The sequence below is a fragment of the Streptomyces sp. H27-H5 genome, assembly GCF_026627505.1.
Lineage (GTDB): Bacteria > Actinomycetota > Actinomycetes > Streptomycetales > Streptomycetaceae > Streptomyces.
In genome coordinates, this window is sequence record NZ_JAPNLK010000140.1 from 1 (window position 1) to 14,953 (window position 14,953).

Below are 14,953 nucleotides of genomic sequence, written 5' to 3' on the forward strand. Positions count from 1 at the left end.
CCCCCGAGGACGCACTCGACACCGCCTGCCACCTCCACCTCACCGGTCTCGACACCTGACACGGGCAAGCGCACGCCAAGCCCGACGTCAACCCCCGAAGGATTTACGACGCAGACCACTAAGCGGTGGGCGGGGGAGCGGGGGAATCGGGTGGGGCGGGCCGTCGGGGCCCCGGGGTCATCCGACGGAGGGCATGGCCGTGATCTTCCCGTCGTTGACGAGGAAGACGCGGTTCTCGGCGCCTGACATCGCCCAGGGTCCGCGCGAGTTGGTGGACCAGCTCCAGAAGCGGGTGCCGTCGGCGGTCGAGTGCGCGGCGACGCCCTTCCCCTCCGCCAGGACCACCCACACGGTCCGGCCCTGGATCACGGGGCGCACGTGCGGCAGCGGACCGGGTCCGACTGAGCCGTACCCCAGGACCAGCATCCTTTCGGAGTCGAGCCTGACCAGGGTGTCGTCCTTCACGCCGATCACGGCGTCGCCGTCGCTCACCGGTGGTCCCCAGCCGCCGGCGCCGTCCACGGGGGCCGCGGCCGCGGCGTCGGACCAGGTGCCCCGGCCGCCGACGAGGTCGCGGACCGTCAGGGTCGGCCCGCCCAGGAAGACGGACTCCGTGATGGTCTCCGGGCGCTTGTGGGTGACGATGAGCGGTTCGACGGCGGAACCCGCCCGGCCCTTGGCCTCCCAGATGACGGCGCCCTGGAAGCACTCGAAGGCCCACGCGTTCCCGTTGGCACCGGACAGCACGAGCTTGTTGCGGGCGGCCGCGGCCTTGGGGCCGGACCCGAGCAGGGCGAGGGTCGGCAGCGGAACGGTCCAGCGGACGGTGCGCAGCCCGGTGTCGATCGCCCGCAGTCGGTTGTCCTGGGTCACCACGTACACGGCCTCGCCGTCGAACGCGAGGAGGCGGGTCACCTCGGCCGCGGGGAGCGACCACTCCGACGCGCCGGTCGAGGCGTTGTGGACGCGCAGTGCGCCGCCCGCGTCCGCCGCGAGGAACAGACGCTCCGTCATCGCCAGGAGACCGGCCCCCGGAGCGATGTCGGGCAGCCGCCACTTCTCCTCTCCGGTTCTGGCGAGATGGGCGACCAGACCGCCGTCCCTGCCCGCGAACATCACCACGTCGACCAGGGACAGGGGTGTGGTGGGTGCGCCGTCCGCCTGTTCCGCCGCCACCGGCAGAGGGCCCCACAGGGGTTTCGGCGCACGGCCCGGCACCTTGGCGGGACGGTCCAACAGGGCCGCCCGGTGGGCGATTCCGTTCCGGGGCGGACCCTTCGGGGTCTCCTCGCGCGTCGACCACCAGACCCCGGCGGCGCCGCCCGACACGGCCAGCAACCCGCCCGCGCCGATGGAGGTGCGCAGGAACCGGCGCCGCGAGGGCCCGTCGGTGACCGTGGCCCCCTCCGGCGCGGCCTGGCGCTCCGCCTCCGCCCGCCGGCGGGCGATGTCGTCGGCGAGCGGCCCCTTGCGCCAGGCCCGGTCCGCCCCGCGCGGGGGTGCGAAGGCCCCGGCGATCCGCTCGGGCGTGGGGCGCGGCCCCGGATCCTTGGCGAGGCAGGGGGCGATCAGCGCGCGCAGTTCGTCGGGCACGGTGGACAGGCGGGCTTCCCCGTGGACCACCTCGTACTGCACGGCGGCCACGTGCGTCCCGTCGAAGGCGCGTTGCCCGGTGGCCGCGTACACGAGGACCGCGCCCAGCGAGAAGACGTCCGCCGCCGGGCCCACGCGCTGCCCCAGGACCTGCTCGGGGGCGCCGTACCCGGGGGTGACGGGCACCTGGCCGGTGGTGGTGAGCGTCAGGCCGTGCTCGGGGCGGGCGATGCCGAAGTCGATGACCCGCGGCCCGGTCGCGGTCAGCACGATGTTGGCCGGCTTCAGGTCGCGGTGGACCAGCCCCGCCGCGTGGATGTCGCGCAGGGTGTCGGCCAGCGAGGCGGCCAGCGCGCGCACCCCGGAGGCGTCGAACGGGCCGTACGCGCGTACCGCCTCGTCGAGGGTGGGGCCGGAGAGGAACTCGGTCGCGATCCAGGGGCGGTTGCCCTCGCTCTCGGCGCCCAGGACCCGGGCGACTCCGGCGCCGGTGACCGCCCGCGCGGTGTGGGCCTCGCGCAGGAAGCGCTGCACGAGGTTCTGGTCGTGCGCCAGTTCGGGCAGCAGCACCTTCACTGCGGCGGTGGCGCCGGTGTGGTCGCGGCCGAAGTAGACCTTGCCCATGCCGCCTTCGCCGAGGACGCCGATGACGCGGTAGGGGCCGAGTCGGATCGGGTCACCGGGGCCGAGAGGTTTCATGGGGCCGCTTCCTGTCCTGCCGGGCCCGACTCTCGGCCCCGGGGCGCGCGGCGTTCGGGCCGGCGTGCCTGGGTGGGGCCATCGTTTCATTGGGCGGTACGCGAGTGGTCCCGGGGGCGGCAGGGGCGGCGGGTGTGTGGTGCGGCTGTGCGGCGCGGGCGGGCGTCGAGGGACGCGGCGGTAGTCGGCGGGAGGGGCGCGACGCGGTGCCGGGGACGGAGCGACGGCGGTGCCTTCAGGGGGCGGGGCGGTGGGGTGGCGGTCGGCTCAGGGCAGGGCGCGGTCCGGCGTCTTGCCGGCGCCGCGGGCCGCGGTCGCCGCCGCCTGCAGGGAGCGCAGGGCCAGCAGGAGGACCCCGATGTCGTCGAGGTACACGGGGTCCGGGATCAGGTCCACGGGCGAGATCGTGTAGGCGACGGCCACCCAGAACAGGGCCTTGTCCCGCAGCGGGATCCCCGCGTCGACCAGCAGCCTCCGCGCCTTGAACACCCGCACGAGCAGCACGGCGGCCAGGGCCGCCAGCCCGACGGCGACGATCACGGCGATGGTGAGCCAGACTTTTCCGTCCATGCCACTCCTCTACCCCGTGCGGGCGGGAACTCTCGGTCGGCGGCCCGTTCCCGGGCGCGCTGCTCCTCGGGCGGCCGCGCCTCAGGCGCCTTGTTCCCGCAGCCGACGGGTGACCTCGCCGAGACCGGCGGCGAGGGCGTCGAGCTGGTCGGGCGTGAGCACGTCGATGAGTGCCTCCCGGACGGCGGCCACGTGGCCCGGCGCCGCCGCGTCCAACCGGGCGCTGCCCGCGTCGGTGAGGACGGCGAAGACCCCGCGCACGTCGGAGGGGCAGCTGCGGCGGCGGACCAGCCCGGCTTTCTCCATCTGGGTGACCTGGTAGGTCAGCCCGCTCTTGGAGTTGATCAGTCCGTTGGCCAGCTCGGTCATGCGCAGCTCGCGATCCGGGGCCGCCGCCAGGCGAACGAGGATCTCGTACTGGGGGTGGGAAAGCCCGGAGTCGTCCTTGAGCTGCTGGTCGAGGCGCCGGTTCACCAGGGCGGAGGCGGCCAGGAAGCCGTCCCAGGCCCGCATCTCGCGGTCGTCCAGCCATCTCGTTTCAGCCATGGTCACAGGGTACGGGTTGTTCGAATTTGAATCAATGGTTAGGGTCGGGACCGCCGGTTCGAATTTGAACTACCGACTCGGACCGACTCGACCGGAAGGAATCTCAATGACCAGCGCCTCCGCCACCACGACGAAGGCTCCGGCCGCCGCACCGGCCGCCCCCCACTCCACCGCCTCCGGCCTCGACGCCGGCCTGCTGCTCCTGCGCGTCGTCCTCGGCCTCACCATGGCCGCGCACGGCAGCCAGAAACTGTTCGGCTGGTTCGGCGGGGGCGGCATCGGCGGCACCGGCGAGTTCTTCACCGCGAGCGGCTACCCGGCGGGCGACGCCATGGCCGTCCTGGCCGGACTCACCGAGACCCTCGCAGGCCTCGGCCTCGCCGTCGGCCTGCTCACCCCGCTCGCCGGCGCCGCCCTCGTCGGCACCATGATCAACGCGATCGCCGTCCACGGCGTCGGCTCGTTCTTCGCCCCGGAAGGCATCGAGTACGAACTGCTCCTGACCATCGGCGCCGCCGCCCTCGCGCTGACCGGCCCCGGCCGGTACGCGGCCGACCGCTTCCTCCCCGTACTGCGCGAGAACCGCGCGGTCCACGGCGCGCTCGCCCTCGCCCTCGGCGTGGTGCTCGGCGGCGTGTTGCTGCTGGTGCGCGGCTAGCGAGACCCGCGGGAGGCGGCCCGGGTCGTGTCGAGGATCCCGCCCGGCGCGGGGTGAAAGCCACCGGAAACCCGCGCGCAAGAGGGTGTCCCGGGGCCGGTCTGATTGGCCCCGGGTATTCGGGGGAAGAGCGCACAAATGACACAACCCATCGAAGACTACGCACTCATCGGCGACCTGATGACCAGTGGGCTGGTCGGCCGAGACGGGTCCATCGACTGGCTGTGCCTGCCGCGCTTCGACTCGGCCGCTTGCTTCGCCGCCCTCCTCGGCGAGAAGGACAACGGCCACTGGCGCATCGCCCCGGAGGGCGCCGCCGACGGGCAGCGGTGCACGCGCCGGGCCTACATCGACGGTTCGCTGGTCCTGGAGTCCCTCTGGGAGACCGAGGACGGCACGATCAAGGTCGTCGACTTCATGCCGCAGCGCGACACCGCGCCGGACGTGATGCGGATCGTCGAATGCCTGTCCGGTGAGGTCACCGTGCGCAGCACCCTGCGGCTGCGCTTCGACTACGGGCACGTCGTCCCGTGGGTGCGACGCTCCGCGGGGGACCGGGTCGCCGTCGCCGGTCCCGACTCCGTCTGGTTCCGCAGCGAACCGCCCGTTCGGACCTGGGGCGAGCAGAACACCACCCTTTCGGAGTTCACCGTCTCCGCCGGGGAGAAGGTCGCCTTCGTGCTGACCTGGCACCCCTCCCACGAGCCGCGCCCCGAGCAGGTCGACCCGTACCAGGCGCTGGAACACGCGCTCGTCGACTGGGCGCAGTGGGCCTCCCAGTGCACCTACGACGGCCCCCACAAAGAGGCCGTGATCCGCTCGCTGATCACCCTCAAGGCCCTCACGTACGCCCCCACGGGAGGGATCGTCGCGGCCGCCACCACCTCACTGCCCGAGGAACTCGGCGGGGTCCGCAACTGGGACTACCGCTACTGCTGGCTGCGCGACTCCACCCTCACCCTCGGCTCACTCATCGCGACCGGGTTCAAGGAAGAGGCCCGCGAGTGGCGCAGGTGGCTGCTGCGGGCCGTCGCCGGCGACCCCGCCGACCTGCAGATCATGTACGGGATCGCGGGCGAGCGGCGGATCCCGGAGTTCGACCTTCCGTGGCTGCGCGGGTACGCCGAGTCCGCCCCCGTCCGCGTCGGCAACGCGGCCGTCGACCAGCTCCAGCTCGACGTGTACGGCGAGGTCATCGACTCCCTGTACCTGGCCCGGTCCACCGGGCTGGCCAAGGAGGCGCACGCCTGGCAGATCCAACTCGCGCTGCTCGACTTCCTGGAGCGCAACTGGCGCCGCCCGGACGAGGGCCTCTGGGAAGTGCGCGGTCCGCGCCGACACTTCACGCACTCCAAGGTGATGGCCTGGGTGGCCGCCGACCGGGCGGTGCGGACGCTGGAGGCGGATCCGTCGATGTCGGGCGACCTGGAGCGCTGGCGGGCCATAAGGGACGACGTGCACGCCGACGTGTGCGAGAAGGCCTTCGACCCGGAGCGCAACACCTTCACCCAGTACTACGGGTCGCGCGAGCTGGACGCCGCGACCCTGCTGATCCCCCGCGTGGGGTTCCTGCCCCCCGATGACCCGCGCGTGATCGGTACCGTCGACGCCGTCCGGGAGGAACTCGGTCGCAGCGGCCTGGTCCGCCGCTACAGCACCGAGGGCCCCTCCGTGGACGGTCTGCCCGGCGACGAAGGGGCCTTCCTGGCCTGCTCGTTCTGGCTGGCCGACGCCCTGCACATGACCGGCCGGGGCAAGGAGGCGCGGCAACTCTTCGAGATGCTGCTGTCCGTGCGCAACGACGTGGGTCTGCTCGCGGAGGAGTACGACCCCGTCGCCGGCCGCCAACTGGGCAACTTCCCGCAGGCGTTCAGCCACGTCGGCCTGGTGAACACCGCGCTCACGCTGAGCCGCGACCCCGCGTCGGACTGACCGGGAAGGGCGGTCGGTACGACGCGTGTCACGGACCGGTGGGCGCGGCGGGGACGGGCGGTGAGGTGCGCGGCGGGGACGGCCGGTGAGGTGCGAGGCTCCGCCCGGCCGGCCGCCGGGGCCGGTCACGGGCGACGCATGGCCTCCGTGAGCCGGCCGCGCAGGTGGGCGAACTCCGCCGAGGAGCGCAGCGCGGCGACGTCGGTGGTGGGTGCGCGGTCGAGCGGGACCGGGAGTTCCGCCACCACCCTGCCCGGACCCGCCGCCATCACCAGGACGCGGGAGCCCAACAGGACGGCCTCCTCCGCCGAGTGGGTCACGAACAGCACCGTCGTGCCGAGGCGGGCCGCCGGCGTCCGCACCTCCTCCTGGAGCCGCTCCCGGGTCAGCGCGTCCAACGCGGCGAACGGCCTGCTCGGCGGCTCGGGCCACCTGCGCCAGGTAGGGGACGTCGGCCGGTCGGCGGGTGGCCGCCCCGGTGCGGCCCTGGACGGAGGTCACCCGCCGGGGTCGCGGCCGTCCCCGCCGGTGGGCAGGAACCAGTGGAGCAGAAGGGGGTTTTCGGGCACGGTGAAACCTCGTCGGGGCAGCGCGGCACGTGCCACCGCCCGGCGGTGGCACGTGTACACGGGCAGAAGGGAGTCAGGGGCGAGCGGGAAGGGGGGGAGAACGCCCGGGTGGGTGCGAGAGCGGCGCGCGCCGGGGCCGCGCGAGGGCGGACGGGAACGCGGATCGCGGCGCGCCGGGCGGCGCGCGGTCATCCGTACGGTGTCAGGAGCGGCGGATCAACAGCCGCGCGTACGGGAGGAGTCGGCCCGACAGAGCATGGTCGACACGCGCAGCAGATCCACGTGACGACGCGAGACGAGAAGGGGGGCCATGGCCGCATCCTGTCGGGGTTCGACCGCCCGGGAGGGTGGTCCGCATCGTGGACGCGGGCGTTCCGGGAAATGGGACGGTGGTGGGGTGGCGGGGAGGCGGGCGAGGGGCCCGGCCGGGTCACCGGCGCCGATTGAACGGCAGCCTTCCCAGCACCGACGCCATCGCGCAGGTGTCGGTCAGCGCGGAGAACACCAGCCCACCCGCCACCGCGGTGCTCAGGAGCAGGAACGCCGGGTGCGCGAAGGTGCCCAGGGCCAGCCCCAGCAGGACGAGCGTGCCGGCGGTGATCCGCACCTGCCGTTCCATGGCCCACACGGCCCGACGGCCCTCGGTGGGGTACTCCAGGGCGTACCCGGCGGCGGACCAGGCGCCGGTCCCGCCGGTCAGGCCGGCGGCGGTGACGTCGTGACCGGCCAGGGTGCGGGCCGCGTTCCGCGACCGGGCTCCGGAGGCGCAGACCAGCAGCAGCGCCCCGCCGGAGCCCTCGGCGAGTTCGGCGGCCTTCCGCAGCTCGGGCAGGGAGTCCGTGATCCGGTCGAACGGGATGTTGGTCGCGCCCGGCAGGTGACCGGAGGCGTATTCGCCCGGCGTGCGCACGTCGACGACGGTGAACTCCTCGGGGCGGGCGTGGACCTGGTCGACGGTGACGGCGAGGGTCAGGGGAGTGCTCATGGCGGACGTGCTCCTCGGAAGGGAACGGCGCGGGAAACGGAATCGGCGCGGAGGTACCGGAGGGGGTGCCGGGCGCGCGCGACGGCGCGGCGGGGGTGGGCGTGGGGGCAGGCGTCAGCGACGACAACAGGGGCGCGGCGGAACGCGCGGCGTGACGGCCATGCCGCGGAGCATAGACACCCCGGACGCGTTCGCGCCGGCGCTCGACGGCGCCCGCAACACGCCCGCAACGTGGGTACGACGAAGCCGACCCGGCGGGCGCCGGGTCGGCTGTCGTGAGGGGGGAGGGTGCGGGACGGCGGTGGCGTCGCCCTCAGGCGGCGGCCTCCTCGGCGGCGGCCTCCTCGCCGTCATCCGGAATGCTGACCAGCCAGCGGCTGTCCTGGCGCGGGCGCAGGTACAGCGCCCAGTACAGGGTGGCGACGGCGGTGATGCCGCCCGTCCACAGCAGGTACTGGGTCTCCTGCTGGGTCAGGATGTACGCGAACACGGCGATCAGCACCACCGGCACGGCCGGCCACAGCGGCATCCGCCAGGCCGCCGACGACCCGTGGGCCCCGCGCCGGCTGTACAGCGCGGCGACCGCGACCAGCAGGTACATGCCGGTGACCGAGACGCCGGTGACCCCGTACAGGGTGTCGAGGTTGACGAAGCACATGGCCGCGCCCGGAACGCCGACCAGCAGCGTGGCCACCCAGGGGGAGCCGAAGCGGCCGAGGCGCGACAGCGCGTTGTTGACCGGCTCGGGCCAGGCCTTGTCACGGGCGGAGGCGAAGAGCACCCGGGAGTTCTGGATGACCATCACGATGCCCGCGTTGACGATCGCGAGGGCGACGCACAGGCTCACGAAGGTGCCGACGGCCGAGTTGGACCAGGCGGTGACCATCGAGCCGATGTCCCCGGAGGTCAGGACGGCCAGGTCGGGGGCGCCCATGGTGATGGCGATGACCGGGATCAGGATGACGGCGGTGGAGATGGCGAGGGTGGCGAGCACGGTCCGCGGGACGTTGCGGCGCGGGTTCTCCAACTCCTCCGAGAGGTAGACGGCCGTGGAGAAGCCCTGTGTGATGAACAGCGCGATGGCCAGCCCCGAGACCACCATCATCGCGGTGACGGGGGAGGTGCCCCCGTTGTCGGTGGCGACGGCGCCGTGCACCAGCACGTCGGCGCCGCGCTCGCTGTGGGCGAAGCCGAGTACGGCCACCAGCGCGGCGGCGATCACTTCGAGGACCAGGAAGATGCCGGTGATCCAGGCGTTGGCCCGCAGGTCGAGCAGTCCGGCGAGGGTGGCGAGCAGCATCACGCCGGCGCCCGCGACCGGCGCCGGCACGTCGATCACCGGTGCGAGGTAGTCGGCCGTGCCCATCGCGATCACGGGCGGCACGATCATCACCACGAGCAGGGACAGCACGAACACGAGCCACCCGGCGAGGCGGCCCGCCAGGGTGGACACCATCGCGTACTCGCCGCCGGCGCTGGGGATGAGGGTGCCCAGTTCCGAGTAGCAGAACGCCACGCCGACGCAGAGCAGCGAGCCGATGGCGATGGTCAGGGCGGCCCAGGTGCCGAGATCGGCGAACAGGTCGGGCACGACGACGAAGAGCGTCGAGGCGGGCGTCACGCACGAGAGGGTGAGCAGGGTTCCGCCGACGACGCCGATGGAACGCTTGAGCTTCTGGGGAACGGGCCCGGTGGCGGGGGCGAGGGCCTGGGGTGCGCTGATCGTGTCAGACATCGGTGCGGTGTTCCGATCGGCAGATGCGGTGAGTGAGCGCGGGAGCGGTATCGCCTCCGAGGCGGTGGTGAGCAAGGTGGTTCGGTGGCTCCCGGGCCGTCATGCAATCCCCGCGAGATCCGCAGGTCAAGAGCTGTTCACCTGCGGATTCCATCGTCGCGGCGCCGTCCCGGACCCCGGATGAGTGTTAGGGCCGCGTAAACGTTGAGCGAACGAGTGGTGCGGGAACCGCAGGGTGATCGTCTCGACTTTTCCTCCGCTTTGCCGATCCGGGACGAGAACGAGCCCGAGCCCCGCGTACGGGCGGCTACTGGGGGTAAGCGCGGCCCATGACGGTCAAGAAGACGAGCGTTCTCGTATTGGACTGCGCCGAGCCGGAAGGCCTGGCGCACTTCTACGCCGATCTCCTCGGCGCCGAAGTGCGGGCCGGGGTGGGCCTGGACATGGTCGAGGTCGTCGGCGGCCCCGGCGTGCACCTGGCCATCCGCAGGGACCTCGGTCACGCGCCGCCGAGCTGGCCGCGCCCCGAGGACTCCCAACAGGCACACCTGCGGATCCAGGTCGCCGCCGAGGACCTGGACGAGGCCGAGCGGGAAGCGGTCTCGCTCGGAGCCCGGCCCCTGGACGTGGACGTGGAGGACGGCCCGCGCGACGCCCGGCTCTTCAGCGACCCGGCCGGACACTCCTTCACCCTCGCGGCGACCGGTCCTCTGCGCACCTGAGCCGGCACTGACAGACAAGATCCGAAGGAGACGGCCTGGGTCCTGTCGTCAAAGTGGCGCCGGTAGGGCGCCGCGGGCCAGGCGAGATTTTGCCGACAGGGCCTAGCGGGGCGGCTCCGTGCGGGACGCCAGCAGCAGGGCGATGTCGTCGGGCCGGTCGTCGGTGTTCCCGACCTCGTTGACCAGGCGGTCGGCCATGTCCGTCAGCGGGGACGGCCGGGCGGCGGCCAGCGCGAGCCGCAGCCGCTCCACGCCCACGTCGATGTCGACGCCGGGTTTCTCCACCAGCCCGTCGGTGTACAGGGCGAGCACCGAGCCCGCCGCGAGCCGCAGTTCCGTCACCGGGTAACCGGCGTCCGCGTCGATGCCGAGCACCACCCCGCCCGGCAGGTCCAACACGGTGGTGTGGCCGTCGGGTTCGCGCAGCAGCGGCTGCGGGTGGCCCGCCCGGACGGCGCGGGCCCGGCCCGAGACCAGGTCGATCAACACGTAACAGCAACTGGCGAACTGGCCCGGGTCGAGGTCGATCAGCAGCCGGTTGGTGCCCCGCATCACCTGTTCGGGGTCGTTGCCGCTCAGGGCGAAGGCCCGTACCGCGCTGCGCAGTTGGCCCATGGTCGCGGCGGCCGCCACCCCGTGCCCCTGAACGTCGCCGATGACCAGGGCCAGCATGTCCGGGCCCGTCTCGACGACGTCGTACCAGTCGCCGCCCACGTCCATCCCCGCGGTGCCGGGCAGGTACCGGCCGACCGTCACCACGTGGTCGCGCACCGGCAGCCGGTGGGGCAGCAGCGCCGCCTGGAGCCCGCGGGCCAACGTGGTCTCGCTGTCGTAGCGTCGGGCCCGCTCCAGGGCCTGGGCGATCAGGCCGGCCAGCGCCGTGAGCACCGTGCGCTCCTCGGGGCTGAAGCCGCGCGGCACGTCGAAACCGAGGATGCAGGAGCCCACCGGCCGGCCGGAGGCGATCAGGGGGAGGAAGGCGCGGGCCCCCACGTCGGCGTCCAGCGGGATCCCCGGGTACGCGGCGGCCAGGTGCTGCATGGACTCGAAGAACATCGGCCGACCCGTGGTCAGCGTCTCCACGCCGGGCAGCCGCACGTCCAGCCCGACCCCGTCGAACCGGTCGAGGAAACCCTGGGGGAAGCCGGTCTCCCAGGCCAGGTGCAGATGCCGTTCGTCGAGCAGGTAGATCGCCAACTGGCGCCCGCCGAAGGCCGGCAGCAACTCCTCGGTGACCACCGCCGAGACCTGGCGGGCCGTCATCGCCTCGGTCAGCGCGATCGCCAGGGCGACCGGCCGGTACAGCGCGGACGCCCGGTCGGCCGGAGAGCCGGCCAGGCCGGCGCCGGGGTACTGCACGGACCCGGGCGCGTAGGCGGGCGGTTTCGCGGCGCCGATCGTCACGGTCACCCCGCCGGGCCCGGGATGGAGCCCGACCGCGAGCCACTCACCGGACGGATGGGGACCGCGTCGCGCCGGGAAGTACACGGGGTCCGAGGCCAGGAACACGGCACGGAAGTGGTCCTCGTACGCCGGGTGCCCGAGCCAGGGGAGGGCCTCCCACAGCACCTTCCCGCGGGAGCCGTCGTCGATGCCGAGCATCGTGCGGGCCGCCGGGTTGAGGGAGACGATCCGGCCCTGCCGGTCCGTCGAGAGCACCGCCTGGGTGAGCCGGTCCAGGGCCTCCCGGGCGTCGTCGCCGGTCGCCGAGGGCGCCGGCACGGACACCGGGTCGTCCTCCCACAGCACCCGTGCCCCGGTCGCCGCGAGCGCGGCCAGCTTTGTCGCGAGCCGGTCCGCGGTGTGCCGCAGCCGCCTGCGATCGGCGGCGTCGACCGGCACGCCGGGGGTCGCGGGGCGCAGTACCAGCAGCACCCCGAACCGCTCGCCGCCGCCGGCGGTCACCGGCTCGTACAGCGAGGCGAAGGGGTACGGCAGCCCGGCCATCAGCTGGGGGAAGCGCCGCATCGCCGACTCGGCGTCGGAGAGGTGGACGGCCTGCCCGGACCGGTAGGCCTCCGCGACCGGGTACGGCCGGTTCATGTGCATCCGCCACCACGGCCGGAACAACTGCCCGGGCAGCCCGCACAGCGCGGCCATGCGCAGCAGCCCCTCCGTGCCGGAGCGCAGGTAGACGCCACCCGCGTACCCGCCGACGGCCTCCATGGCCTCCACGGCCGCCCGCGCGAGCACCCGGGCCGTGGCGTCGGTGGCGGGAGCGCCACTGTCCGGTCTGGCCGTCACACAGCCAGCATGCGCCCGAGCCGGCGCCCCCGCACACCCGTCGGCGCGGTCATCCGCGCGCCCGCTCCCGGTACCCGGCCACCACCGCGACCGCCGCGACCAGCAGGACCACCGCCACGGTGCGCAGCGCGACACCCATGGCCTCGGTGAAGGCGACCACTTGCGCGGGGTCCCGCGGATCGCCGTGGAAGCGGGAGGCCAATACCGTGCCCACCACCGCCACGCCCAGGGCCGCGCCGATCTCCCGGGCCGCCGTGTTCAGCCCGGACCCCAGCCCGGCCTGGTGCGCGGGCAGCTCCGCGACCACCGTCAGGGTCAGCGAGGGCGCGCACAGCCCCGTACCGACCGACAACACCAGCAGGTGGAGGGCGTACACCGCGTACGGAGTGTCCGCGTCGGCGGTGGACACCAGCAGCAGCCCCGCCCCGATCAGGCCCAACCCGACGCCGACCGGCAGTCGGGGCCCCGTGCGCTCTTGGAGCCGCGCCCCCAGCCGGGGGACCAGCGCCATGCCCACGGTCAGCGGGACGATCGCCAGGCCGGTGAGCGCGGGGGAGAAGCCCTTCGCGTACTGGAGGTACTGGGCGTTGACGAAGAACAGCGCGAACAGCCCGAAGAACGCCGCCCCGATCCCCAGCGTCCCGGCCCGCAGCTTCCGCGAGGCGAAGATCCGCGGGTCCAGCAGCGGGTGCGCGCCGCGCAACGCGTGCCGGGTGAACGCCGCCAGCAGCACCGCCCCCGCGCCGAAGGCGGACAGGACCCGCGCCGACGCCCAGCCGTGCCCGGGCCCCTCGATGATCCCGTAGACCACCCCGAACAGGGCCCCGGCCAGCAGCAGCGCACCGACGGGGTCGACGGAGGCGTCCGGACGGGAGGGCGTGCGGGGGACCGTACGGGCCACCGCGAGCGCGAGCAGCGCGGCGAGCGGGACCACGGCCCAGAACAGGGCCCGCCAGGTCAGGAACTCGCCCGCGAGACCACCGCCGACGTTGCCCGCCAGGCCCCCGAGGCCCGCGGACAGCGTCCAGGTGGCCAGGGCCCGGCCGCGCCGCTCGGGCGGGCTCAGGTGCACCAGGACGGACATGGTGGCCGGCATGATCAGCGCCGCGCCGGCCCCGCACAGACCGCGCCCGGCGATCAGTACGGCGGGATCCCCCGCGAGCGCGCTCAGCGCCCCGCCCGCGGCGAACAGGCCGAGCCCGGCGAGCAGGGCCCCCTTGCGGCCGTGGCGGTCACCGAGGGCCCCCGCCGGGATCAGCAGCGCCGCGAAGACGACGACGTACGCGTCCACCGCCCACAGCAGTTGGTCGGGGGTGGGTCTCAGGGGGGAGGCGGCGAGCTGCGGGATCAGCAGGTTCACGGCGGCGACCATGCCCTGGGCGACGAGCACACAGGCGCACAGGACGAGCAGGGCGGGGCGGGTGAGGGCGGGGGCGGCTGTGGCCCGGGACGGTTTCTGGGCATGCCGGAGCACGGCTCCTCCTGGAGTCGGTCGGTGTGGGGTGGGTGCTGCTCGGGCGGTCCGGCCGCCCTGAGGGGGCGGATCGTCCGCCCCGCTCACCGTAGGCTTGGCGTGACCTGCTTTCCAGTGCAACTTCTGCAAGGGATCAATGCGTGTGACGCAATCCGGGATGGACCTCAACCTGCTCGTGGCCCTGGACGTCCTCCTGGAGGAGTCGAGCGTGTCCCGCGCGGCCGCCCGTCTTCACCTGTCCGAGCCCGCCATGAGCGGCACCCTCGGCCGCATCCGCAAGGCCCTCGGCGATCCGGTCCTGGTCCGCGCCGGACGCACCATGGTGCCCACCCCGCACGCCCTCGCCGTCCACGGCGAGGTGCGGGCCGTCGTCGAACGGGCCCGCGCGCTCTTCCTCTCCGGCGGCCAGGTCGACCCGGCGACCCTGACCCGCACCTTCACCATCCTCGCGAACGACGCCTTCACGGCCGTGTCGGGCGCCGCCCTCTTCTCCCGGGTGACGAGCGAGGCGCCGGGAGTACGGCTGCGGTTCCTCTCCGAGAGCCACGTCGACGTGCCGGCGCTGCGGGAGGGCGTCGCCGACCTGGAGCTCACCGTCATCGACAGCCGCGCCCCCGAGGTGCGCGTCGAACACCTCGCCGACGAGCGGATGGTGGCGGTCGTCCGCGCGGGCCACCCCCTGCTCCGCGGCCGGATGACCGCACGCCGCTTCGCCGCCGCCGAGCACCTGATCGTCTCGCGCCGGGGCCGGCTCCAGGGGCCCGTGGACGCCGCCCTCGCCGAACAGGGCCTCACCCGGCGGGTACGGGGCAGCATGGGCACCTACCCCGCCTCCCTCTTCGTGCTCCGCGACACCGATCTGGTCGGACTGATCACCACGCAAGGCGCGCCACTGGCCCATGGGATGGGCCTGGAGACCTTCCCGGTGCCGCTGGAGCTGCCGACGCTGCCGTTCGGCATGGCCTGGCACGCCCGCCACGACGCCGACCCGGCGCACACCTGGCTGCGCGACCGCGCCCGCGACCTGATCACCTCGCAGGAGGCCCGCCTCCGGACGGCCGCGGTCGACCCGGGCCCGGCGCACTGACGGACCCACCGGGGCTCTGTCCCGTAATCGGTGGTAGCGGTGCGTAGTGATCACTGGAGGAGGATGCGGTGGCGGAGCAGGGGGAACCCGGCTCGGCCGTGCATCTGTCTCATGATCCTCTTGGTTCGCGTGTTGACGC

At 73.7% G+C, this 14,953-nt stretch carries 12 protein-coding genes; 4 read left to right on the top strand and 8 right to left on the bottom strand.

Annotated elements, in window-relative coordinates; translation table 11 throughout:
* Positions 1-177: 177 nt before the first annotated feature.
* The 3 genes from OTB19_RS38355 to OTB19_RS38365 all read right to left on the bottom strand — a co-directional run bounded on the left by OTB19_RS38355 (position 178) and on the right by OTB19_RS38365 (position 3,408).
* Positions 178-2,292, bottom strand: coding sequence for a protein kinase domain-containing protein (locus OTB19_RS38355; protein ID WP_267803424.1), 2,115 nt, complete (start codon positions 2,290-2,292; stop codon positions 178-180).
* A 267-nt stretch (positions 2,293-2,559) separates the two neighbouring features.
* Positions 2,560-2,862, bottom strand: coding sequence for a YkvA family protein (locus tag OTB19_RS38360; protein ID WP_267803425.1), 303 nt, complete (start codon positions 2,860-2,862; stop codon positions 2,560-2,562).
* A gap of 81 nt (positions 2,863-2,943) precedes the next feature.
* Positions 2,944-3,408 (bottom strand): MarR family winged helix-turn-helix transcriptional regulator, encoded by a 465-nt coding sequence (locus tag OTB19_RS38365; protein ID WP_267803426.1) that lies wholly within the window; start codon positions 3,406-3,408, stop codon positions 2,944-2,946.
* Between the two features lie 106 nt (positions 3,409-3,514).
* On the opposite strand from OTB19_RS38365, the gene OTB19_RS38370 reads away from it, so the two are divergent.
* Positions 3,515-4,066 carry a DoxX family protein gene (locus OTB19_RS38370; RefSeq protein ID WP_267803427.1) on the top strand — a complete coding sequence of 184 codons (552 nt, stop codon included), beginning with the start codon at positions 3,515-3,517 and terminating at the stop codon, positions 4,064-4,066.
* Between the two features lie 138 nt (positions 4,067-4,204).
* Positions 4,205-5,998: a glycoside hydrolase family 15 protein gene (locus tag OTB19_RS38375; RefSeq protein WP_267803428.1), complete on the top strand. Its 1,794-nt coding sequence runs from the start codon at positions 4,205-4,207 to the stop codon at positions 5,996-5,998.
* A gap of 125 nt (positions 5,999-6,123) precedes the next feature.
* Here OTB19_RS38375 and OTB19_RS38380 read toward each other — a convergent pair whose 3' ends face one another.
* The 3 genes from OTB19_RS38380 to OTB19_RS38390 all read right to left on the bottom strand — a co-directional run bounded on the left by OTB19_RS38380 (position 6,124) and on the right by OTB19_RS38390 (position 9,287).
* Positions 6,124-6,396 carry a hypothetical protein gene (locus OTB19_RS38380; RefSeq protein ID WP_267803429.1) on the bottom strand — a complete coding sequence of 91 codons (273 nt, stop codon included), beginning with the start codon at positions 6,394-6,396 and terminating at the stop codon, positions 6,124-6,126.
* Between the two features lie 601 nt (positions 6,397-6,997).
* On the bottom strand, positions 6,998-7,552 hold the full coding sequence (locus OTB19_RS38385) for a rhodanese-like domain-containing protein (protein WP_267803430.1): 555 nt from the start codon (positions 7,550-7,552) through the stop codon (positions 6,998-7,000).
* A gap of 313 nt (positions 7,553-7,865) precedes the next feature.
* Positions 7,866-9,287, bottom strand: a complete 1,422-nt coding sequence (locus OTB19_RS38390; protein WP_267803431.1) for an APC family permease — start codon at positions 9,285-9,287, stop codon at positions 7,866-7,868.
* Between the two features lie 329 nt (positions 9,288-9,616).
* On the opposite strand from OTB19_RS38390, the gene OTB19_RS38395 reads away from it, so the two are divergent.
* A complete protein-coding gene (locus OTB19_RS38395) occupies positions 9,617-10,009 on the top strand; it encodes a VOC family protein (protein WP_266953483.1) in 393 nt (130 codons plus the stop codon).
* A gap of 102 nt (positions 10,010-10,111) precedes the next feature.
* Here OTB19_RS38395 and OTB19_RS38400 read toward each other — a convergent pair whose 3' ends face one another.
* Positions 10,112-12,253 (bottom strand): SpoIIE family protein phosphatase, encoded by a 2,142-nt coding sequence (locus OTB19_RS38400; protein ID WP_267803432.1) that lies wholly within the window; start codon positions 12,251-12,253, stop codon positions 10,112-10,114.
* A gap of 49 nt (positions 12,254-12,302) precedes the next feature.
* Positions 12,303-13,727 (bottom strand): MFS transporter, encoded by a 1,425-nt coding sequence (locus OTB19_RS38405; RefSeq protein ID WP_267803433.1) that lies wholly within the window; start codon positions 13,725-13,727, stop codon positions 12,303-12,305.
* A gap of 136 nt (positions 13,728-13,863) precedes the next feature.
* Here OTB19_RS38405 and OTB19_RS38410 point away from each other — a divergent pair, with 136 nt between their 5' ends.
* The gene (locus OTB19_RS38410) at positions 13,864-14,814 is read left to right on the top strand and encodes a LysR family transcriptional regulator (protein ID WP_267803434.1); all 951 of its coding nucleotides are present in this window, start codon (positions 13,864-13,866) and stop codon (positions 14,812-14,814) included.
* Positions 14,815-14,953: the final 139 nt, after the last annotated feature.

What these genes read in the sequence shown, in the direction of transcription:
- OTB19_RS38360 (WP_267803425.1), bottom strand. Translation starts at nt 2,862, where the DNA reads ATGGACGGAAAAGTCTGGCTCACCATCGCCGTGATCGTCGCCGTCGGG.
- OTB19_RS38385 (WP_267803430.1), bottom strand. Translation starts at nt 7,552, where the DNA reads ATGAGCACTCCCCTGACCCTCGCCGTCACCGTCGACCAGGTCCACGCC.
- OTB19_RS38410 (WP_267803434.1), top strand. Translation starts at nt 13,864, where the DNA reads ATGCGTGTGACGCAATCCGGGATGGACCTCAACCTGCTCGTGGCCCTG.
- OTB19_RS38370 (WP_267803427.1), top strand. Translation starts at nt 3,515, where the DNA reads ATGACCAGCGCCTCCGCCACCACGACGAAGGCTCCGGCCGCCGCACCG.
- OTB19_RS38365 (WP_267803426.1), bottom strand. Translation starts at nt 3,408, where the DNA reads ATGGCTGAAACGAGATGGCTGGACGACCGCGAGATGCGGGCCTGGGAC.
- OTB19_RS38390 (WP_267803431.1), bottom strand. Translation starts at nt 9,287, where the DNA reads ATGTCTGACACGATCAGCGCACCCCAGGCCCTCGCCCCCGCCACCGGG.
- OTB19_RS38355 (WP_267803424.1), bottom strand. Translation starts at nt 2,292, where the DNA reads ATGAAACCTCTCGGCCCCGGTGACCCGATCCGACTCGGCCCCTACCGC.
- OTB19_RS38375 (WP_267803428.1), top strand. Translation starts at nt 4,205, where the DNA reads ATGACACAACCCATCGAAGACTACGCACTCATCGGCGACCTGATGACC.
- OTB19_RS38395 (WP_266953483.1), top strand. Translation starts at nt 9,617, where the DNA reads ATGACGGTCAAGAAGACGAGCGTTCTCGTATTGGACTGCGCCGAGCCG.